This window comes from Bradyrhizobium algeriense, assembly GCF_003062295.1.
In the GTDB taxonomy this organism is placed as follows: Bacteria; Pseudomonadota; Alphaproteobacteria; order Rhizobiales; family Xanthobacteraceae; genus Bradyrhizobium; species Bradyrhizobium algeriense.
On the sequence record NZ_PYCN01000014.1, the window covers coordinates 1 to 17,420 of the forward strand.

The following is a 17,420-nucleotide window of genomic DNA, read 5'->3' on the forward strand; positions in this document are numbered from 1 at the left end:
ACTACGGGGACGGCCTCCACCGCGCTTGACGTCGAGCCAAAACACTGAGATCAGAAAATGCACCTGACGGCACCATCACACTGGTCGCGATCGATCGGAATGGGTGGTCACAATCCGTCGTAGCGGGTGGTCGCGATCGTCGGAATACGCACTTCCCATATCTGCCGGGCCGCTACTATGAGGCGCACGCCCTCTACTTCTGGCCAAGTGTTGCCCTTTTAGCCCTTGCACTATTTTTCATTTTTCATGGATTGCAGCGACTAACTCGGAAGGTGGAATAGCGCGGCGTATTCCGCATTGCGCCACGCCCCTCTTAGAGGAGAGCGAGCGCAGACGAAGTGGTAGGCAAGAAACCAACCATAATGCAGAGAAGTCGTGGAATTCGCAGTGAGTAGTCCGGATGAGCGAAGCGACATCCGGGACTACTCTCACATCTCCCCGGATTTCGCTGCGCTCATCCGGGCTACGCTCGCTGCACCCCCGGTTCTAGGAGGAACATCGAGGTTCTTATTTGATTTCCCACGTCGTGTTGTGCGGGATGTCCATCGCGAAATAGCCGCCCGGGCCGGCTGGCGCAGGCATGGTTATGCAGGCAAATGGTTCACTCCCGGTGATCCCCTTATACTTCCCGGTACCGCCGGTGATGATGTGGGTGCCACAATCCATTTTCGGCTGCGACTTATCGAGGTCGCGCGTATCGAAAGTAGAGAAAACCTTGTCACCGTCGCTGTCGGCCAGCACGCAGGCGCCGTCGATGTATTTCTTGTCGCCGGACGCCACATTCAACGCTACGCAATGGGCCGACATCTTGTCCAGCATCTTCTCTCCCTTCATGTTTTGGGTAGTCCCGACCGCCTCCAGCGTGGTGGCCGTACCGAGTCCTGAGATGTCAATGCTCAGCAACGGCTTGAAAATGAAGTGCGTCACGTAAGGCGTAGTCCCCTTCTTTTCAATCGGCTCTCCCAGGGCAACTGCGGTAGCAATGGCTACCAGTGCCCCGGCGAGGAGCGTTGCTTTCGCAAGTGCCATCGCGGCGGCGGGTATCGCGTATTTGCTCGGGTTGATGGGCCTCATTGGTTCCTCCCGGGATCAAGCGGCGGCTCACGCCTATGCCGCGAACTGCCGCGGAGTTAGAGACGACGTGCTTGCACGTAAGACGCATATCGTTGTCCTTGCTGATGTCGAACTTCGCGCAGGCGCTGAACGCCGACGCGATCATGCTCTAACGACGCTTCGCCGCAGACGGACGAAGTATGTGGGAGATTGTGGCTCCGATCGCCGGTTCATGACGTTCTCTCGTAGAACCGGACTCAGACAGGGCCGATGAACGGTTTACACACCTGCAAGAAGGCATAACCCGCACGATCCGAGCGTGCGGCATGGTAGCATCAAGTGCGCCCGACGTCAGCCATCATGGTCTGGAAAGCACGGCACGTATCGTCAACTGGCCTGACCTATCCCGCCATGCGGGATCTGACCATGTTACCGATCCTGAATTAGGTCCGTGCAGCAAGGAGCCCGGATGAGCGCAGCGACATCCGGGACCACTCTAACATCGCCCCCGGATATCGCTGCGCTCATCCGGGCTACGCTTGCTATTCGCTGTTCACCACTCACCATTCACTCACTTCGCCAGCCCGAGCGACTTCAGCGCCTTGCCGTTGTCCTCGTTGTCCGCCTTCATGAACTCCGCGAAGCCAGCCGAATCCAGATAGAAGATCGTCAGCGCAACACGTTTCGTTATTGTGCCCTACTTGTCCCCAAAAGACGCATGTCAAGAAAAAGCAAGAGCTTCCCACGCCTCCGCCGCTGGCGGCGCGGTGCACGGTGGGCGCGACGGAAGCTCGCGAGAGCACCGCGGGCGGCCCGGATCGTTGGCCTCGTGGCGATCCTGCTTGTGCTCGTCGCGCTGACGAACCTTGTCTATCACGTGATCCGCAAGCCGACTGAGCTGTTTGCCTTCGTTGGCGATGCGCTCGACAAGGAGCCGGCCGAGACGTGGCGGCAATACGGGCCGCTCTTCCGCGCCTATTCCACCAGTACGATCACGCCCGAATTGCTGGCCGCGCTGGCGCAGGTCGAGAGTTCAGGCAACCCGGTGGCGCGCACCTACTGGCGCTGGCGATTAAGCCTGAATCCTTTCGCGATTTACCAGCCCGCCTCCAGCGCCGTCGGCCTCTTCCAGATGACCGATGCGGCCTACACCGAGGCCGCGCGGTCCTGTGTCCGAGAGAATGCGGTCACAAGCACCGGCTGCGGGTTCACCAGCCTCACTATCCGCGCGATCCCGAGCCATGCCATTGAGCTCGCGTCCGTGTATCTGGCTCGCAATGTCGCGGCGGTTCTCGCCCGCGTCCCCGATGTGCCGGCAAGCCTGCAGCAGAAGCAGGATCTCGCCGCGTTTATCCATCTTTGCGGCGGCGGTCCCGCCACAGCCTTCGCGCGCCGCAACTTTCAAATGATGCCCGGCGAGCGGTGCGGCGATCATCTCGTCACAGCCTATATCGTCAGGGTCAATGCGATGAAGCGGCAGTTCAAGCGCCTGGCGGCCGATGGCGGGTTCCAGAATTAACCTGCAGAGCGCACATCAAGCTTAACGCGCGAGTTTGGTTGCTACACGACGCAAGCCGAATAGATTCCGATTGCCGGACGATTTCCCCAAGTCATCCGGGTCCACGCCAGCGAAGCCGCCAGGCGAATTGCCCTCTGCCTGGCGGCTTAGTTTGCGGCTCTCGGCGGGTGTAGCTCAATGATGGAGCGTTGGCTTCCAAGCCAAAGAGGCCGGTTCGATTTCGCGCTTCCCGCACCTCATCCCCGAATGCGTTCAATGCGATTTATTCAGTGGGAGATGCCTATGCCTATGTCGCGCAAGCCCATTAGCGAAGTCGTTCTAGAGATCACTGACATCACCTCTCGACCGGTCATGGCAGAGAAACAACAAGCCGACAGCTACGCCCTCAAAGTAAAGGCAGCGATGACACGACTGAGCGAGAGCAAACGCTAGCCCGCAAGGACGATTAGCCGAAGGCATAATCCGCCGTTCTGCGCGAACCGAGTCAGCGGGTTACGCTTGGCTAACCCGCCCTGCTCGCTATCCACTCACCTCATTCACTTACTTCGCCAGCCAAGCGACTTCAGCGCCTTGCCGTTATCCTCGTTGTCCGCCTTCATGAACTCCGAAAACTTCGCCGAATCCAGATAGATCATGTCGAAGCCGCGCCTGTTCATGAACTCCTTGAACTCCGCGCTGTCCCAGACCTTCTTGATCGCGGTTTCGTACTGCGAGGCAATTTCCTTCGCCATTACGGGAACAGTGCGCTTAACTCCTAAGCAAAGCTGAATGCACTCGTAATGCTCGTCGCCGCGACCAGCCTATGTGCGACGAATGACGTGAGCGCGTTTCAGCTTGAGGTTTTCAATGATGTCTCGTTTGACAAGCGCAAACCAGTTCTTCGGGAGAGCGCCTATGATGCAACTGTCTCGCGCGCTTGGAAGCTTCGACAGCCATTCGGCTGGTCTGAGGTCGGGGCCGGCCCAGGTGAACTCGTTCAACTGATCGGTGTAAATCCAGGACGGGTCCTCGTCCAAGCCGAGGTGTCGCTTCAACTTCCTGGGAACCTCGATCGCCTTTTCGGAAGCGTCAGGCGGTTTGTGCGACATGCCGACGGCATATGCGAGCGTCACCGACGCAATGATCTTCTTCGCGAAGATCAGCGCTACCGGATAGGCTTTTGCGCCATCTTCGCGCGTGTTTTCCTGGGAAAGCCAGAGATACTCATAGGCGACGAGGTTGCCGATCGGCGGTTCGTCCGGGATATGCATGCCTCGGCCTGACGGACCTAGCGCGACGGCGAAGGAGCGTCTTCGATGTCCGGAAGGTCCTCAAGGTCGTAGGGGGCATCGGTCTGGACCTCAGCTTGTTCGATCAACGCGACGTCGCCATCGCTCAGCGCCTCGATGGGGATGGCTCGCCGGTAGGATGACATCATGTCCTTGAATAGCCTCTCCGACACCAGGTAGGACGAGCTGCGACCAGCATGGGTGACCTCAACCGGCTCCTGGATTGCCTTTTCCTCATACTCGCTGAAATTCCTTTGAACTTCAGACGCTGGCACCGAAATCATGACTGCGTCTCCACGCTAACGATGTCTCTAACATAGGCTACGAAGCCGCCAACCGGAACCCTCGGCCACACACCCCTGCGCCACTTTGTGACCTGTCGCCGCCTCGGTGGTCGGCACATCCGGGAAGTTCGGCGCGCTGTTGGGTGAGAAGAACGGATACGCCCCGCCTTGATCAGCAGTATCGACGACAACGAAGGTTCTCCCCGGATAGCGACAGCGCCTATCGAAAATTCTTATTGAACATTGTTCATTTTTGGGTTACTCAACTTGAGCGACGCTCAATAATTCGAGAAGCCGACAATGCAACCCGCCCCCGGTATGGAAGTCTCGATCGGCCGGGGCCACCCCATGGCCCCATGGATCAAGCACGCTCCGACGATCATCACCGTCGGCATGATCGTGATCCTGGCGCTGCACGGACGCATTGCGCAGCCGGCGCATTACAACGAATTCGCCGACCAGTCGGCCGCCTTCGGCATCCCCCACGCAGCCGATGTGTTTTCCAACGCGGGGTTCGCTCTGGTTGCGATCTGGGGCTGGCTGACATTGCGGCCCCGGCGCGCCAGCGAGCATTTGCGCGCCGGATGGCCCGGCTACAGGCTGTTCCTGATCGGACTGTTCCTGACCGCTTTCGGGTCCGCGTTCTATCATCTCGCCCCCGACAATATCCGCCTGATCTGGGACAGGCTGCCGATCGCGCTGGTTTGCGCCGGCCTGCTCGCCGGCGTCCGCGGAGACATTTTTGGCGGATCCAGGACCGGGTTCGACGCAATCGTTCTCGGCCTCTACGCCGTCGCCAGCGTCGCATGGTGGGCTATCACCGACAGGAACGGCGCGGATGACCTGCGACCGTATCTCCTGTTGCAAGGGCTTGCTCTCATCCTCATCCCGCTATGGCAAGCGATCCATCGCGCCCCGCGCACCGATCGCATCGCCTTCGCCACGGCGATGGTGCTGTACATCCTGGCCAAGTTGGCCGAGGTGCTCGACCACGAGATCGCGAACGCTTTCGGTTTCGTCAGCGGACACACCTTGAAACATCTGATCGCGACGGCAGCCACGGCCGCCGTTGTCTGGGGATTGAACCGACGATTTTCGCATGACGGTCACGCTGCGCATCGGGCGGATCCATCGAATCTGCTATAAGCGGCGAATGCATCCCGATGCAGCCAGCCCCCTCCTGCCACTCGTCACCTTGGCCGCGGGCGTGTTTCTGCTGATCGCGCCCCGCATCGTCAGCGTTGCGGTGGCGCTCTATCTGATCGTCACCGGCCTTCTCGGCCTGAACGCGATCTACCACTTCTTCAGATAGGTCCGGAAAGCGCGGGACCGCTGCCCCGCGCTTCGCGCTGCTGTCGTTAGCCGTGCGGGGATGGCGTGGTCGCCGGAGCACTCAGGACTGCGCCTCCGACCGAAACGGGTCCGACAAAGTTCGGCTGCCGGGCCATCTTGTTGCGCATGACCCGGGACAGCCGGTGGCGCGCGCGCTTTGTTGGAATGGACGAAGTGACATCCGAGGTCATTGCATTTTTCAACGAGTCGACCTTCGCGATCAGCGTGGAGAGCTGAGCCGACATCTTCTTCACGTCTTCATGTTCATCCGTGATCTGCGCGGATATTTTCTTCACGACGACCTGCTCGTCTGCGACGCTCTGTCTTAGCGAAGCAAGCGCAATCGAATCCTGCTGAAGACGGGCTGCGTTTTGCTGCAACAGCGAGCTATTCTCCTGCAGGGCGGCAGCGTGTTGCTGCTGGGCCGACGGAACATCCTTTGATGCCGGGCCGGCCAAATCGGCCATCAGATCGGAAATTTTCTGGTGCGGAATCAGCTCCGCCAACATGCTGACATTCGGCAGGGCAAAATCGGCAGGCGTCATGGTGTAGACGGCCGCCGCACTGTTTATTCCAAGCGCGATCACCGACAGCGCCAGGATCGATTTCCGGCTCGATGGCTTGGTCGGCGCCGGGGCTGCCGCCGTGGATGCGGGTTGCTTGCTTTGGCTCTGCTCTTCCGATGTCTTGGTCACGTGCAATAACCTCAAAAAGAAGCCGTCGCCGGATCGTCCTCGCGACGGCTCCTTTTACGCGGCACTCAACTAGAACTGCCTCGGACTTTAGACTGATCAGATTAATTCGGCGTTAGCGCTCAGTCGCGCAGGCGCTTGATGACGTCGATCCGTGCTTGCCGCACGTCGAGATCGCACGAAGCGACAGCAAGTAGCCCGGATGAGCGGAGCGACGTCCAGGACAACTCTAGTACCGCCCCGGATTTCGCTGCGCTCCATCCGGGCTACGCTCGCTCGCTACTTTGCATGGGGTTGTTTTCGCGATTTTTTGTCTGAGCCCTGCGGTTCATCACTTTGCCAGCCCGAGCGACTTCAGCGCCTTGCCGTTGTCCTCGTTGTCCGCCTTCATGAACTCCGCGAAGCCAGCCGAATCCAGATAGATCATGTCGAAGCCGCGCCGGTTCATGAACTCCTTGAACTCCGCGCTGTCCCAGATCTTCTTGATCGCGGTCTCGTACTGCGTGGCAATCTCCTTCGGCAGGCCCTTGGGCGCCGCAAAGCCGCGCCACACACCTTTGTGCCACTTGTGACCCGTCGCCTCCTCGGTGGTCGGCACATCAGGGAAGTTCGGCGCGCGGTTGGGTGAGAAGAACACGAGGCTGCGGATGCGCCCCGCCTTGATCAGCGCCTCGGCCTCCGGCATCGAGCACGCGGCGAAGTCGATGCCGCCGGCCGCGAGATCGGTCAGCGCGGTCGCAGCGCCCGTAGACGGCACCCAACGGATCGAGCCGGGCGAAACGCCGTCGGCCTGCATCAGGCCGGCGAGCGCGACATGCCAGCTTCCGCCCTGCCCCGTGCCTGAGGCCACCACCTTGTTCGGGTTCGCCTTGATATGCGCGAACAGCTCCTTGACGGACTTGTAGGGCGAGTCCGCCTTGACGTGGATCGCGGCGGGGTCCTGGTTGACCAGCGCGATCGGCGTATACTTCTCCCAGGTGAGATCGGTGAGCCCCACCCAGTGCATCAGGTTGATCTCGAGCGTGATGAGACCGAACGTGTATCCGTCCGGCGCGGCGGTGGCGATCGCCTGGTGGCCGACCACGCCCGACCCGCCCGTGCGGTTGACGACGTTCACCGGCTGCTTGAGATCGCGTTCCAGCATGTGGGCGATCTGGCGCGCGACCGCGTCGGTGCCGCCGCCGGCGGCCCACGGCACGATCAGCGTGATCGGCCGCTCCGGGAAGGCCCCTTGCGCGTTTCCGGCGCCGAGCAGGCTTGCGGCCGCAAACGCTGCAAGCGCAAAGTTTCTGACATGGCGAAACATTCGCAAATCCTCCCCTTTTGTTTTTGATGCGCCAGGTGAGACACCGCGACGCCGCGCTTATGCGCTGTCAGCCATTCGGGCGGCGGAGCGCTGACATGTCAAGGGGAAGCGCCGACGCGTTGGCGCAACGGAAATTACGGTGACACTCAATTCCGGAAAGCCGGTAGCAAAGCCGCATGGTGCCCAACAGTCCCCTTTTCGCTTGATTTGCCCGGGCATGACCCTACGGTGCGGTCCGCCAAGAGGGGAACGAGATCGATTATGGACGATGCAATGAAATGCCCGGCATGCAATTCCGAGCATGCCTATCAGGATCGCGGCCTGTGGGTTTGCCCGGAATGCGCGCATGAATGGAGCGCCGAGGCGGCGGCAGCCGTGGAAGCCTCGCCCGAGCCGGGCGTCCGCGATATCAACGGCAACCTGCTGGTCGATGGCGACAGCGTCATCGTCATCAAGGATCTCAAGGTCAAGGGATCGTCATCGGTCGTCAAAGGCGGAACCAAGGTCAGGAACATCCGCCTGACCGAGGCGACCGATGGCCACAACATCGCCTGCAAGATCGACGGCATCGGCGCGATGAATCTGAAATCGGAGTTCGTGAAGAAGGCGTAGCTCGGATGAGCCAACGGGGCGCGCATTCGCGCGACCCGTTGGCTCATCCGGGTTACGCTCGCTGTTCTTGCAGGATCGGCGAACCGAGTTCATCGAAACGGAAGAGCTGAAAGATCCGCTGGCCGTTGAAGTCGAGGATCCTCAAATCATCAGTCTCGTGCAGATTGCTTTCGACGGCTTGAAAATGCCCGCCGTAGCGCTGCTTGGCGAGCGACAACGGAACCTCAAACGCGACGAACTTGCCGATGCCTTTTTGCTTGAGCACCTCAAGAAGCTTCTGATCGGTCAAGGACTCGTGCGATGTGAGAATGAGCAACGGACCGCTCGCCGTCAGCAGCAAAAGCGATTTCATCGAATTACTCCTTCGCGGTTGGACTGAACTCACCCGTCATACCAGTTTAGCGCGTAGGGCGGATTGGCGAGGTAGCCGTCAAGCCGCCAGCAGCTCGTCGAGAAAAAAAGCCCGGCTCAAGGCCGGGCTTTTCGTTCATTGGCGCTTGTCCTGACCGTGGCCTCCGCCACCACCGCCCGGGCCGCCGCCACCGCGCGGTGCGGCCTGCGGTGCGCCGCCGCCCTGCGGCGTCGCGGGCGCTGCTGCGCGCGGAGCCGCCGGGGCCGGCGTCTGCTGCGCGCGTACGTTCGGCTGGCCACCGCCGCCGCGCGCCGCATCGGGCTGCGTCATGCGGGGCGCGGCACGCTCGCTCCGGGGCGCCGCCGCACGCGGCTCGTCATGACCGCGGGCCATGACTGGCGGCGTCTGCGTGCGGGTACGGGCCGTCGGCTGCTCGCGCACGGCGCCTCTCTCGCGCACGGTCGCTCTTGCATCCTCACGCGTTGTCCGCGCGCTCTCGCGCGCCCTCCGCGCGTCTTCGCGCGTCATGCGGTCCTGCACCACCGCGCGTTCGCGCCCTTCGCGTGCGCCACGCGTCGCGATGTCCCGCTCCCGCGTCACGCGTTCCGTCACACCGGCGCGGCCCCGCTCCGTCACGCCGGCACGCGTCCGTTCCTCGGTACCAGCCCGCGTCCGCTCGTCGACACGGGCACGCGACCTCTCCTCGACGCCGACACGCGTTCTCGCCTCGGGCAGCGCAGCGTCGCGCGCTGCCGCCGCGCGGCCGATCCGGGCCGCCGAGCGGTCGATCGTGAGCCGCGTCGCGACATGCTCATGCGATTGCCAATAGCCGCTCCAGTGGGCGCGGCGGTGATACCAGGGACGTCCCGCATAATGGCTCGACCAGTACGTGGTCAGCGCGAACGGCACGATGGGAACGTCGATCTCGTCGACATAGTCGGGCAGATAGACGTAGCGGTTGCGGTAGAGATATTGGAGATATTTCGACGACACCCAGCCGCGATCATCCGACCAGCTTACATCGCACCAGGCCTTGCCTCTGAAGCATCCGTGGATGTTGACACGGGTGCCGCCGGGAATGCGGTCGACCGTCGGAAAGCCTTCACCGGGCCCTGCCTTGAGGCTGACCGTAGTAGTAACGATGCCCGGCGCCGCCAGTGCGGCGGTCGGCATCAGCAGCATGGCTGCTGCGATAAACAATCCTCTCAGTTTCATGGCGCGTTCCTCCTCTTAAGTGGGAACGCTGTAGCGAAAAAGGCGTTCCCTAAAGGAGTGGTCGCGTTATCAGAAGAATGCAGACGTCTCGCAGGCGCGAGACGCGGCGCTCTTGTTTGTCATTTGCGGGATGCGGCCCATGCGCTGACGCCGCCAGGACGGCATTCTCTATCGGCGTACGCCCAGCGGTTTAACTGCCCCCTTCTTCCACAGTCGAAATCCGCCCTCGAACGCGTTGGTGTTGGCGCCGAGGCGGACCTTGCGCGGCAGCTTGTCGATCTTGTCGGCGTTTCCGCCGCCCAGCATGACGTAATCCGGCTCCAGTGCAGCGAGCAGACGCTTCAGGACGTCATCGACGTCGCGTTGCCATTTCTTCCTACCAACGCGCCTGAGGGCTGCGGCGCCGACGCATTGCTCGAACGTCTTGCCGTGGCGGTACGGCAGGTGAGCGAGCTCCATCGGTTCCAGAATGCCATCCACGATCATCGCGGAGCCAAGACCCGTTCCCAGGCCCAGGAACAGCATCCGGCCGCCCTGGTAGCTGCCGACCGCCTGCATCAGCGCATCGTTGACGACCTTTGTCGGGCAGCCGAAGGCCTTTTCGAAATTGAAACCGGCCCACCCGAGACCGAGATTGTGAGGCTCCGACAAGGGCCGGTTGTTGACCACAGGTCCCGGATACCCGACCGCGATGACGTCATATGACCAGTCTTTCGTCAGCGCCTTGACCTTCCTCACCATCACTTTCGCGGAAAGGTCGGGACCGGACGCAAACGCGCGCCTGGTTCGCTCCCTGTTGGTCATGACCTTCACGCGCGAACCACCGACGTCGATCACGAGGACCGTATGCCGCGATGCCCGCTTGCCCGTTTTCTTCGCCATGAATTCGCGCCCTGCGCTGTAGCAAGCGTAGCCCGGATGGAGCGCAGCGCAATCCGGGATCACTGACACCACCCCGGATTGCGCTGCGCTCCATCCGGGCTACGCTCGCCTTGATTGTGGAACGATCGAACATGTTTTTACAGTTGCGCTGCTACCAAGACGCTTTTTCGCTGCTTTGGCGCCAGGTGTGGCAGCCGGCACACACTCCCAGTCTTAAGCGCGTCGGCGCTCGCGAAAGAGCCGCACTGTTCACAGACTTGCCGCAAATGCGTGTGGAACTTTCATGGGGACATTAGCCGAGTATCAATCCATGCGTTTGTCAGCTCTATCGACCGCCGCCGCCGAGCGCGCCGGCGTGCTGTGTTGTGTCTTGTTCATGGTGATAAGCGCTCAAGCGCTCGCGCAGACGTCGGCCACGGACAATCCGGGCCCGACCGCAGCGCAGCCCTCGGCGCCCGCGCAGGAAAAGCCTGCGGCCGCTGCCGAAGAGAAACCGCCTGCCGCGGACGACAAGCCCGCCATCGCCGAGCAGAAGCCGGCCCCCGCGGAGGAGAAACCAGTAATCGCGCAGGACAAGCCCGCGGCGGTGGAGGAGAAGTCGGCCGCCACGGACGACAAGCCTGCCATCATCGAGCAGAAGCCGGTCCCCGCCGAGGCGAAACCAACGGTTGCGCAGGACAAGCCCGCGGCTGTCGAGGAGAAGTCGGCTGCCGCGGACGACACGCCTGCCATCATCGAGCAGAAGCCGGCGCCCGTGGAGGAGAAACCAGCTGTCGCGCAAGACAAGCCGGCGGCCGCGCCGGAGAAGCCGGCCGTCGCGGACGCGAAGCCTGCGGTCGTCGAGCAGAAGCCGGATCCTGCCGTGGAAAAACCAGCGGTTGCGCACCAGAAGCCCGCCTTGAAGCAGAAGTCTGCCGCCAGGCAATCAGCAAGCGCTGTCGGCAGCGCAGTGGCAGAGCACAGTAAATCAGTGCAACCGGCCAAGGCCGCCCGCAAGCCGCGCGAGCGGACCATGGTCATGCTCTGCACCCACTTCCGCACCTACAATCCATCGTCCGGGACTTACCGGGGCTACGACGGCCAGACGCATTCCTGCCGATAGCAAGCGTAGCCCGGATGAAGCGGAGCGAAATCCGGGGACACGGCGTCGATAGACCCCGGGTTTCGCTGCGCTTCACCCGGGCTACCAGCCAACAACTCATTCCATCATCGGCCGGCCGATCCAAAGTCTGTTGAGCCAGCGCACGGCGAGGTCCGGCTGCTTGTCGCCTTGCAGGCGCGCCAGCGCCTCCTGATAAGGGCCCACCGCGCGCAGGCGCATGGGAAGGCGGGGATAGATGCGACGGATCCACGTCAGCGCCCGGTCCATGCTGCGCGCTTCGCGTTCGCCGAACTCGAATCCGAATTCCTGGGCCAGCCGCTCCGGCAACAGATGGGCCGTCAGCGCGCGATACCATCTGGGCACGCGCAGTCCTGTGGCGGAGCCTGAAAAGATCTGCTCTGCGATGTCGCGGGCGGCGGGACTGACCGCAAGAATATCCGAGTGCGACATCGCCTCCGTGTAGGCGGCGAACGACGTCCAGTCCGCAGGCAAGTCGGCCGCTCGAATGCCGAACAACGCCGCGTACAGCTTTGCCTCGGCCCAGTATTGTTCGCGCTCGCTGTTGGTGAGTGCAGGCAGGACGAGATCATGCGTCTGCAAAGCGGTCTCCACCAGCGTGGCATGAACCCACCGCAGCGCCGAGACTTCATTGGCGTGGTACGCCGAACCGGCTTCGAAGCGGCCTGTCGCCTCTGGCAATGTTCCGGTTATCGCAGCGTGACGCCGATGCAGCCGGCGGCTTGCGGCCAGCGCCTGATCGAGCGTGCCGAATACCATCGTGAACGTGATGTTGAATGTCCGGTGAAACCGGCCGACCGGATCGGCAAAGGTTTTGGAATGCTCCGATATCGCGGCGGCGACCCAAGGGTGCGCCAACTGCAGCAACAGCGCCCGCCCCGCGCCAAGGAAAATCGCCGCCTCGCGGTCGACCCGCCACGTCAGGGAATCCGGGCCAAAGATTCCCTTGATGGGTCCGGCCGCCGCCTCGCGCACGGCGTCGAGGCTGTTTTCAAAATCATCCGCGGACAACAGCAACGGCATGTCCTCAAGCGGGCCCGCCTGCCCTCACCCACCCTCCGGCTTGATCCCGGCCGCCTTCATGATCGGCAGCAGCCGCGCTTCCTCGCTGTCGCGATAGGCTGATATCTCCTGCGGCGTGGTCGGCCAGGTGGTGGCGCCGAGGTCGGCGTAGCGCTGTTGCACCCAGGGGTCCTTCAAGGCCTTTGCGGTGAGTGCGTTGATCTGCGCGACGAGGTCGGGCGGCATGTTGGCGGGGCCGATGAGTGCGGTCCATGAGGTGATCTCGTAGCCGGGCAACAATTCGGCCATCGCGGGCACGTCGGGAAGCTCCGGCAGCCGCGTCTTGGCGGTGACCGCGACCGGCCTGATCGCGCCGGAACGCACGCTCGGCAGCGAGCCCGGCAGATTGTCGAACAGCAGATCGACATTGCCGCCGAGCAGGTCGTTCAGCGCCGGCGCGGCGCCGCGATAGGGCACGTGCCTGACCTGGACGCCCGCCATGCTGTTCATCATCTCGCCGGAGAGATGCAGCGTGGTGCCGAAGCCGGCGGACGCGTAGGTGTATTTGCCCGGCTCCTTCCTGAACGCCGCGAGCAATTCCTTGATATCAGCGGAAAACAGGCCCTTTTTCGCTGTCAGGATGTTCGGCAACTGCCACATGCCGGAGATGAAGGTGAAATCCTCGCGCGGATGATACGGCAGCTTGGCGTAGCTGCCGATCGCGAGCACGTTGGAGGCGATGCCGCCAAGCCCGACCGTGTAGCCGTCCGCCGCAGCTTTCGCGATCGCATCCGCGCCCAGCACGCCGCCGGCGCCGGCCTTGTTCTCGACCACGAAGGTTTGCCCGGACAATTCGCTCATCTTCTGGCAGAGCAGGCGCGACAGCGTGTCGGTAGCGCCGCCGGCCGGAAAGCCGTTGACGTAGCGCACCTGGCGGATCGGCCAATTCTCTCCGGCGCGGCCGACCCGCGGCGCCAGCCACGGCGCGGCAACGAAAGAGCCAAGGGTCGCAAGCACGTGACGGCGGTTCACAGACGACGGCATTGGTTCCTCCCTTACAAGGCGTGTGCGTTGCGTCGGCAGCTTGTCGCTGTTCTTTTCTGGCGTTCTGGGCGCCTGTTCGGTTGCCACCAGCTTACGGGCTGCGCGCGATGCTGGAAAGCCCGCTCATCGGGACAAAAGCCGGCGACGATGTCTTCGCCCACTCTTTCGCGAGCCTCCCCCGGATGACGCCACCCGCACCTGCTGCTCGTTTGGCTGCTGCAAGCAAGTAGCGGCCCGGAGTTCTGGTCATCCGATAGACACCACAACTTTGTTCTTCGTCCGACTCCATTTTGTTCTCAAAGAACGAATCGGAATCGCGCAAATCAGCGCGAGCCAATTCTTAACAACGCGTTCGCTCCGCGCTCACGCCCTGATGTCATTCGGCCAGGGATCATCAACCTGCTGCCTGCGGCAACGTTCCAACCGTAAAGCAACTGCGATAAGAGACCTCGTGACGCTTCATTCGACTATTGCCTTAAATCCAGCCTTGCCAACCGAGCCCGACGACATGCCCCCGCTAAAATCCCAGGCCACCTACGACGATTTCGCCCGTCTCGATATCCGGATCGGCAGGGTCGTGGACATCAAGCCGTTTCCCCGCGCCCGCCATCCGTCCTACAAGATCGGCGTCGACGTCGGCGCTGAGCGGATCATGTGGTCGAGCGCGCAGATCACGAATTATGAGCCGGCAGCCTTGCTCGGCTCGCTCGTCGTGTGCGTCTGCAATCTGGGCGTGAAGAACATCGCGGGCTTCACGTCCGAACTGCTGATCCTCGGCGCAAAGGACGCGGCAGGCAACGTGATCGTGCTCGGCCCGCGCAGCGAGGTTGCGATCGGCGAGCCGATCTTTTGATACTCCATTGACATCGTCATGGCCGGGCAGAAGCGCGAAACGCGTCTTCGCTCTTCTGCCCGGCCATGACGAAAAGCGAATCGCATTCAGCAAACAGCCCGGATGAGCGCAGCGATATCCTGGCTACGCTCGCTACAGTTTTGTTCTCCATCCGACTCCAATTTGTTCGCAAGGAACGAATCGGAATCGCACAAATCAGCGCGGGCCAATTCTTAACAACGCGTTTGCTCCGTGCTTCCGCGCGGATACAGCGGAGAAGCTACAACGAAGCCGCGCCGCGTTGTCCTTAGCGAATGGCGCGAGCGACGGTTTCGGTCTGGCGTTGTGCGGTCGTGATCCTGTTCCGCGGCGTCAGAACGGTTAGCTGAACGGCAGTGGCCGACGTCGTGACCGGCGCCGCTTCCTCGACGCTCTCAGCGCCCAGGACCTGAAGCTGCACGGCCGACACCGGCAAGCCCGCCTTTTGATGGGTCGGCAACTCGGCAGCAAAGCTGGCGGTAGCAGCCGTCATCGCGAGCAAAGCGGCGGCAACCGCTAGAGAAATCTTCTTCACATCAATTCTCCCGGGAATAGCTTTAATACCAGCTGGTAGTCGTTTGGCGCGTTGCAATGGTTCACTGCTGCAGCGAATAATCAGGCAATAGAGAACGCGGAATCGTGCGTTAGTCGCACGACCAGCCGCGAGGATTCGCTGGAATTTTCACATGCTCCGCGGATCGAGATCACCGCGATGCGGTCAGCCGCCCAGCACGTTGCCCCAACCGTCGAACACATACTCTCTCCACGCGATGGTCCCGTCATCACGGAACACGCTGGAGCGGCGGAAGTCGTCGGCTTCTTCGCCGGTCCAGCTAATGATCTGGTCGGCCGTGAGGTCGTGCAGGACTGCCGGCTCGGACGGGTCGAAGGTCGTCATGGAATGCATGGCTGGCGCTGTCATCATGCGCATGCAACGCTTTCGCGGCAGGAAAGGTTGCGTTCCGGCGCGCACAGCCAGCATCCGCTCGCAACCTCCTCGCCGCAGGTCGGAAATGTTGTCCCGAATATCGTTGTGCCATATTTTTGATGCCCCGCGTTACGCGCGGCCTTGTTCGAAGGGACGTCAGCGGGTTACGATTCCGCCTTCACGCTTCGGCGCACGAAGCTCCTACGCCTATCGCAGGGTAAGGATCGCCATGAACGGAAATCGATATTACGGGGTTCGGGTCGAGGGCGCGAAATACGGCGTGGGTTTTGGCTCAGCGCTCGCCATCGCGATCTCCTATACAAACAACCACTCGATCCTCTGGGCGATCATCCATGGCATCCTGGGCTGGCTCTACGTGATCTATTTCGCGCTGTTCAAGTAAGTGTAGGGACAACTCTCACATCGCCCCGGATATCGCGGAGCCTGTCATCACTGTGCGAGCGCAATTGCGCTCGTCGCGGGGCGCGCATTCGCGCGACCCGTTGGCTCATCCGGACTACGCTCGCTCCATTGGCATCGTCATGCCCGGGGGCAAGCGAAGACGCGCTTCTGCCCGGCCATGACGAAGAGCGAATCGCATTCAGGAAAGTGCCGATCGACTCAGGCCGCCTTGGCGGTCTTCTCCGGCGGCGCGGTTTCCATCGCCCGCATGTAGAGATCGAGCAGGCTTTCGCGCTCGTCGCGCTCGTCCTGGTCCTGCTTTCGCAGCTTGATGATCTCCCTTAGGATCTTTACATCGAACCCTTCGCCCTTGGCCTCTGAAAACACTTCCTTCTTCTGCTCGTTCAGCTCCTGCAATTCGCTGTCGATATTCTCGATCCGCTCGACGAAAGAACGAATCCGGCCGCCGGGAATGGTGACGTCAGACATGGTGCCTCCCTGTTTAATGAGGTTGTGAAAATGCCCGCAAACAAATAACCAATGTGTTAACCTCGGAGGGTTCCCGCGCTTGGCCAATCAGATAATCCCCAGACCAATGTCATGAACGTGATTTCGATTCAGTCGCAGGTTGCCTATGGCCATGTCGGCAACAGCGCCGCGGTCTTTCCGATGCAGATGCATGGGATCGACGTCATAGCCGTGCCGACCACGCTGTTGAGCAACCGGCCGGGCTATCCGACCATCCGCGGCCGGGTGCTCGATAGAGAGCTCGTTGCCGATCTCCTGCGCGGGATCGAGGAGCGCGGCGCGGTCGACACCGCCACGATGATCCTGTCGGGCTATCTCGGCTCGGCCGACAACGCCGCCGTGATCGCGGATTTTGTCGCGCGCGCCAAGGCCAAAAATCCCACGCTGCTCTATTGCTGCGACCCCGTGCTGGGGGATCGCGACCGCGGCCTGTTCGTCCACGCCGACATCCCGCCGCTCGTGCGTGACCTGCTGTGTCCGCTCGCCGATATCATCACGCCCAATCATTTCGAGTTCGAATGGCTGTGCGGAACGAAGGCGGCTTCGATCGATCAGGTGCTCAAGACGGCGCGCGCATTCATGGCGCGCGGAACGGTCGTCATCACCAGCGCCGAGCTTGCCGATACGCCTAAAGGCGAGATCGAGACCTTGGCTGTCGAGCGCGGAAAAGCCTTTCGCGTCCGCACGCCAAAACTGCCGATCAGCCCGAACGGCACCGGCGATCTGTTCGCCGCGCTGCTGGTCGCCGCGCGTCTGCGCGGCGCCGACACGCCGGATGCGCTGAGCCACGCCGCGTCTGCCATCTTCGCCGTGCTGGAATGCACCGCGGCCAGCGGCAGCGAGGAGATGCGCATTGTCGAGAGCGCAGAGTTGCTCGCCCGGCCGCAACGCAAATTCGAATGTATCGCCGCCGGCCAGGTAGCAAGTAGCCCGGATGAAGCGCGGCGCAATCCGGGATCACCCTAACGCCGCCCCGGATTTCGCGGAGCCTGTCATCGGGCGCGCATTCG

Annotated in this window: 23 protein-coding genes; 9 read left to right on the forward strand and 14 right to left on the reverse strand. The window is 62.1% G+C overall.

The genetic code is table 11. The features are described from left to right. Nucleotides 1-507 precede the first annotated feature (507 nt). Nucleotides 508-1,074 carry a hypothetical protein gene (locus C7G61_RS24160; protein WP_108519185.1) on the reverse strand — a complete coding sequence of 189 codons (567 nt, stop codon included), beginning with the start codon at nt 1,072-1,074 and terminating at the stop codon, nt 508-510. A gap of 697 nt (nt 1,075-1,771) precedes the next feature. Here C7G61_RS24160 and C7G61_RS24165 point away from each other — a divergent pair. Together C7G61_RS24165 and C7G61_RS44795 are read left to right on the forward strand one after the other, a co-directional pair. Beyond that, nucleotides 1,772-2,572 (forward strand): transglycosylase SLT domain-containing protein, encoded by an 801-nt coding sequence (locus C7G61_RS24165; protein WP_108519186.1) that lies wholly within the window; start codon nt 1,772-1,774, stop codon nt 2,570-2,572. Nucleotides 2,573-2,854: 282 nt separating this feature from the next. Beyond that, nucleotides 2,855-3,004: a hypothetical protein gene (locus C7G61_RS44795; protein WP_190241950.1), complete on the forward strand. Its 150-nt coding sequence runs from the start codon at nt 2,855-2,857 to the stop codon at nt 3,002-3,004. A gap of 104 nt (nt 3,005-3,108) precedes the next feature. Here the strand turns inward: C7G61_RS44795 and C7G61_RS24175 are convergent, their stop codons facing one another. From C7G61_RS24175 to C7G61_RS24185, 3 genes are all read right to left on the reverse strand, one after another. Further along, nucleotides 3,109-3,303 (reverse strand): hypothetical protein, encoded by a 195-nt coding sequence (locus C7G61_RS24175; protein ID WP_108519187.1) that lies wholly within the window; start codon nt 3,301-3,303, stop codon nt 3,109-3,111. 69 nt (nt 3,304-3,372) lie between these two features. Then, nucleotides 3,373-3,822, reverse strand: coding sequence for a hypothetical protein (locus C7G61_RS24180; RefSeq protein WP_108519188.1), 450 nt, complete (start codon nt 3,820-3,822; stop codon nt 3,373-3,375). A gap of 17 nt (nt 3,823-3,839) precedes the next feature. Beyond that, entirely contained in the window at nt 3,840-4,124 is a 285-nt protein-coding gene (locus C7G61_RS24185; protein WP_108519189.1) for a type II toxin-antitoxin system Phd/YefM family antitoxin, read from the reverse strand. Between the two features lie 300 nt (nt 4,125-4,424). Here C7G61_RS24185 and C7G61_RS24190 point away from each other — a divergent pair, with 300 nt between their 5' ends. Together C7G61_RS24190 and C7G61_RS24195 are read left to right on the forward strand one after the other, a co-directional pair. Then, nucleotides 4,425-5,270 (forward strand): hypothetical protein, encoded by an 846-nt coding sequence (locus tag C7G61_RS24190; RefSeq protein ID WP_145963681.1) that lies wholly within the window; start codon nt 4,425-4,427, stop codon nt 5,268-5,270. Nucleotides 5,271-5,277: 7 nt separating this feature from the next. After that, nucleotides 5,278-5,436 carry a DUF3096 domain-containing protein gene (locus C7G61_RS24195; RefSeq protein WP_108519191.1) on the forward strand — a complete coding sequence of 53 codons (159 nt, stop codon included), beginning with the start codon at nt 5,278-5,280 and terminating at the stop codon, nt 5,434-5,436. A 46-nt stretch (nt 5,437-5,482) separates the two neighbouring features. Here C7G61_RS24195 and C7G61_RS24200 read toward each other — a convergent pair whose 3' ends face one another. After that, nucleotides 5,483-6,043: a hypothetical protein gene (locus tag C7G61_RS24200; RefSeq protein WP_244608451.1), complete on the reverse strand. Its 561-nt coding sequence runs from the start codon at nt 6,041-6,043 to the stop codon at nt 5,483-5,485. Nucleotides 6,044-6,479: 436 nt separating this feature from the next. Then, nucleotides 6,480-7,454: a tripartite tricarboxylate transporter substrate binding protein gene (locus C7G61_RS24205; RefSeq protein ID WP_108519193.1), complete on the reverse strand. Its 975-nt coding sequence runs from the start codon at nt 7,452-7,454 to the stop codon at nt 6,480-6,482. A 261-nt stretch (nt 7,455-7,715) separates the two neighbouring features. Between C7G61_RS24205 and C7G61_RS24210 the strand changes: the two genes are divergently transcribed. After that, a complete protein-coding gene (locus tag C7G61_RS24210; RefSeq protein WP_108519194.1) occupies nt 7,716-8,066 on the forward strand; it encodes a zinc ribbon domain-containing protein YjdM in 351 nt (116 codons plus the stop codon). 52 nt (nt 8,067-8,118) lie between these two features. On the opposite strand, the gene C7G61_RS24215 is transcribed toward C7G61_RS24210, so the two are convergent. The 3 genes from C7G61_RS24215 to C7G61_RS24225 all read right to left on the reverse strand — a co-directional run bounded on the left by C7G61_RS24215 (nt 8,119) and on the right by C7G61_RS24225 (nt 10,515). After that, nucleotides 8,119-8,406: a cytosolic protein gene (locus C7G61_RS24215; RefSeq protein WP_244608452.1), complete on the reverse strand. Its 288-nt coding sequence runs from the start codon at nt 8,404-8,406 to the stop codon at nt 8,119-8,121. Between the two features lie 147 nt (nt 8,407-8,553). Beyond that, nucleotides 8,554-9,633, reverse strand: a complete 1,080-nt coding sequence (locus tag C7G61_RS24220) for an SH3 domain-containing protein (protein WP_108519196.1) — start codon at nt 9,631-9,633, stop codon at nt 8,554-8,556. Nucleotides 9,634-9,801: 168 nt separating this feature from the next. Further along, nucleotides 9,802-10,515, reverse strand: a complete 714-nt coding sequence (locus C7G61_RS24225) for an ROK family protein (protein WP_108519353.1) — start codon at nt 10,513-10,515, stop codon at nt 9,802-9,804. A gap of 310 nt (nt 10,516-10,825) precedes the next feature. On the opposite strand from C7G61_RS24225, the gene C7G61_RS24230 reads away from it, so the two are divergent. After that, nucleotides 10,826-11,617: a BA14K family protein gene (locus C7G61_RS24230; protein ID WP_108519197.1), complete on the forward strand. Its 792-nt coding sequence runs from the start codon at nt 10,826-10,828 to the stop codon at nt 11,615-11,617. Between the two features lie 96 nt (nt 11,618-11,713). Here the strand turns inward: C7G61_RS24230 and C7G61_RS24235 are convergent, their stop codons facing one another. Both C7G61_RS24235 and C7G61_RS24240 read right to left on the reverse strand, forming a co-directional pair. After that, on the reverse strand, nt 11,714-12,649 hold the full coding sequence (locus tag C7G61_RS24235) for an oxygenase MpaB family protein (protein WP_190241965.1): 936 nt from the start codon (nt 12,647-12,649) through the stop codon (nt 11,714-11,716). Nucleotides 12,650-12,682: 33 nt separating this feature from the next. Beyond that, nucleotides 12,683-13,681, reverse strand: coding sequence for a Bug family tripartite tricarboxylate transporter substrate binding protein (locus tag C7G61_RS24240; RefSeq protein ID WP_108519199.1), 999 nt, complete (start codon nt 13,679-13,681; stop codon nt 12,683-12,685). 508 nt (nt 13,682-14,189) lie between these two features. Between C7G61_RS24240 and C7G61_RS24245 the strand changes: the two genes are divergently transcribed. Beyond that, the gene (locus C7G61_RS24245) at nt 14,190-14,534 is read left to right on the forward strand and encodes a tRNA-binding protein (RefSeq protein WP_108519200.1); all 345 of its coding nucleotides are present in this window, start codon (nt 14,190-14,192) and stop codon (nt 14,532-14,534) included. 286 nt (nt 14,535-14,820) lie between these two features. Here the strand turns inward: C7G61_RS24245 and C7G61_RS24250 are convergent, their stop codons facing one another. Both C7G61_RS24250 and C7G61_RS24255 read right to left on the reverse strand, forming a co-directional pair. After that, nucleotides 14,821-15,087, reverse strand: coding sequence for a hypothetical protein (locus C7G61_RS24250; protein ID WP_108519201.1), 267 nt, complete (start codon nt 15,085-15,087; stop codon nt 14,821-14,823). 183 nt (nt 15,088-15,270) lie between these two features. Then, complete coding sequence (locus tag C7G61_RS24255) at nt 15,271-15,483, reverse strand: hypothetical protein (protein ID WP_244608453.1); 213 nt, start codon at nt 15,481-15,483, stop codon at nt 15,271-15,273. Between the two features lie 226 nt (nt 15,484-15,709). Between C7G61_RS24255 and C7G61_RS44800 the strand changes: the two genes are divergently transcribed. Beyond that, nucleotides 15,710-15,883 (forward strand): hypothetical protein, encoded by a 174-nt coding sequence (locus C7G61_RS44800; RefSeq protein ID WP_187399379.1) that lies wholly within the window; start codon nt 15,710-15,712, stop codon nt 15,881-15,883. A gap of 218 nt (nt 15,884-16,101) precedes the next feature. On the opposite strand, the gene C7G61_RS24260 is transcribed toward C7G61_RS44800, so the two are convergent. Continuing rightward, nucleotides 16,102-16,371, reverse strand: a complete 270-nt coding sequence (locus tag C7G61_RS24260) for a DUF2312 domain-containing protein (RefSeq protein WP_108519202.1) — start codon at nt 16,369-16,371, stop codon at nt 16,102-16,104. A gap of 111 nt (nt 16,372-16,482) precedes the next feature. Here C7G61_RS24260 and pdxY point away from each other — a divergent pair, with 111 nt between their 5' ends. After that, nucleotides 16,483-17,376 carry a pyridoxal kinase PdxY gene (pdxY, locus tag C7G61_RS24265; protein ID WP_108519203.1) on the forward strand — a complete coding sequence of 298 codons (894 nt, stop codon included), beginning with the start codon at nt 16,483-16,485 and terminating at the stop codon, nt 17,374-17,376. The last annotated feature ends 44 nt before the right edge of the window (nt 17,377-17,420 follow it).

Bases quoted from the DNA above. Each gene is read 5' to 3' on its own strand.
- C7G61_RS24180 (WP_108519188.1), bottom strand. From the start codon at position 3,822: ATGCATATCCCGGACGAACCGCCGATCGGCAACCTCGTCGCCTATGAG.
- C7G61_RS24165 (WP_108519186.1), top strand. From the start codon at position 1,772: ATGTCAAGAAAAAGCAAGAGCTTCCCACGCCTCCGCCGCTGGCGGCGC.
- C7G61_RS24160 (WP_108519185.1), bottom strand. From the start codon at position 1,074: ATGAGGCCCATCAACCCGAGCAAATACGCGATACCCGCCGCCGCGATG.
- C7G61_RS24260 (WP_108519202.1), bottom strand. From the start codon at position 16,371: ATGTCTGACGTCACCATTCCCGGCGGCCGGATTCGTTCTTTCGTCGAG.
- C7G61_RS24210 (WP_108519194.1), top strand. From the start codon at position 7,716: ATGGACGATGCAATGAAATGCCCGGCATGCAATTCCGAGCATGCCTAT.
- C7G61_RS24185 (WP_108519189.1), bottom strand. From the start codon at position 4,124: ATGATTTCGGTGCCAGCGTCTGAAGTTCAAAGGAATTTCAGCGAGTAT.
- C7G61_RS24190 (WP_145963681.1), top strand. From the start codon at position 4,425: ATGCAACCCGCCCCCGGTATGGAAGTCTCGATCGGCCGGGGCCACCCC.
- pdxY (WP_108519203.1), top strand. From the start codon at position 16,483: ATGAACGTGATTTCGATTCAGTCGCAGGTTGCCTATGGCCATGTCGGC.
- C7G61_RS24220 (WP_108519196.1), bottom strand. From the start codon at position 9,633: ATGAAACTGAGAGGATTGTTTATCGCAGCAGCCATGCTGCTGATGCCG.
- C7G61_RS24205 (WP_108519193.1), bottom strand. From the start codon at position 7,454: ATGTTTCGCCATGTCAGAAACTTTGCGCTTGCAGCGTTTGCGGCCGCA.
- C7G61_RS44795 (WP_190241950.1), top strand. From the start codon at position 2,855: ATGCCTATGTCGCGCAAGCCCATTAGCGAAGTCGTTCTAGAGATCACT.
- C7G61_RS24175 (WP_108519187.1), bottom strand. From the start codon at position 3,303: ATGGCGAAGGAAATTGCCTCGCAGTACGAAACCGCGATCAAGAAGGTC.
- C7G61_RS24240 (WP_108519199.1), bottom strand. From the start codon at position 13,681: ATGCCGTCGTCTGTGAACCGCCGTCACGTGCTTGCGACCCTTGGCTCT.
- C7G61_RS24195 (WP_108519191.1), top strand. From the start codon at position 5,278: ATGCATCCCGATGCAGCCAGCCCCCTCCTGCCACTCGTCACCTTGGCC.
- C7G61_RS24245 (WP_108519200.1), top strand. From the start codon at position 14,190: ATGCCCCCGCTAAAATCCCAGGCCACCTACGACGATTTCGCCCGTCTC.
- C7G61_RS24225 (WP_108519353.1), bottom strand. From the start codon at position 10,515: ATGGCGAAGAAAACGGGCAAGCGGGCATCGCGGCATACGGTCCTCGTG.
- C7G61_RS24255 (WP_244608453.1), bottom strand. From the start codon at position 15,483: ATGCGCATGATGACAGCGCCAGCCATGCATTCCATGACGACCTTCGAC.
- C7G61_RS24230 (WP_108519197.1), top strand. From the start codon at position 10,826: ATGCGTTTGTCAGCTCTATCGACCGCCGCCGCCGAGCGCGCCGGCGTG.
- C7G61_RS44800 (WP_187399379.1), top strand. From the start codon at position 15,710: ATGAACGGAAATCGATATTACGGGGTTCGGGTCGAGGGCGCGAAATAC.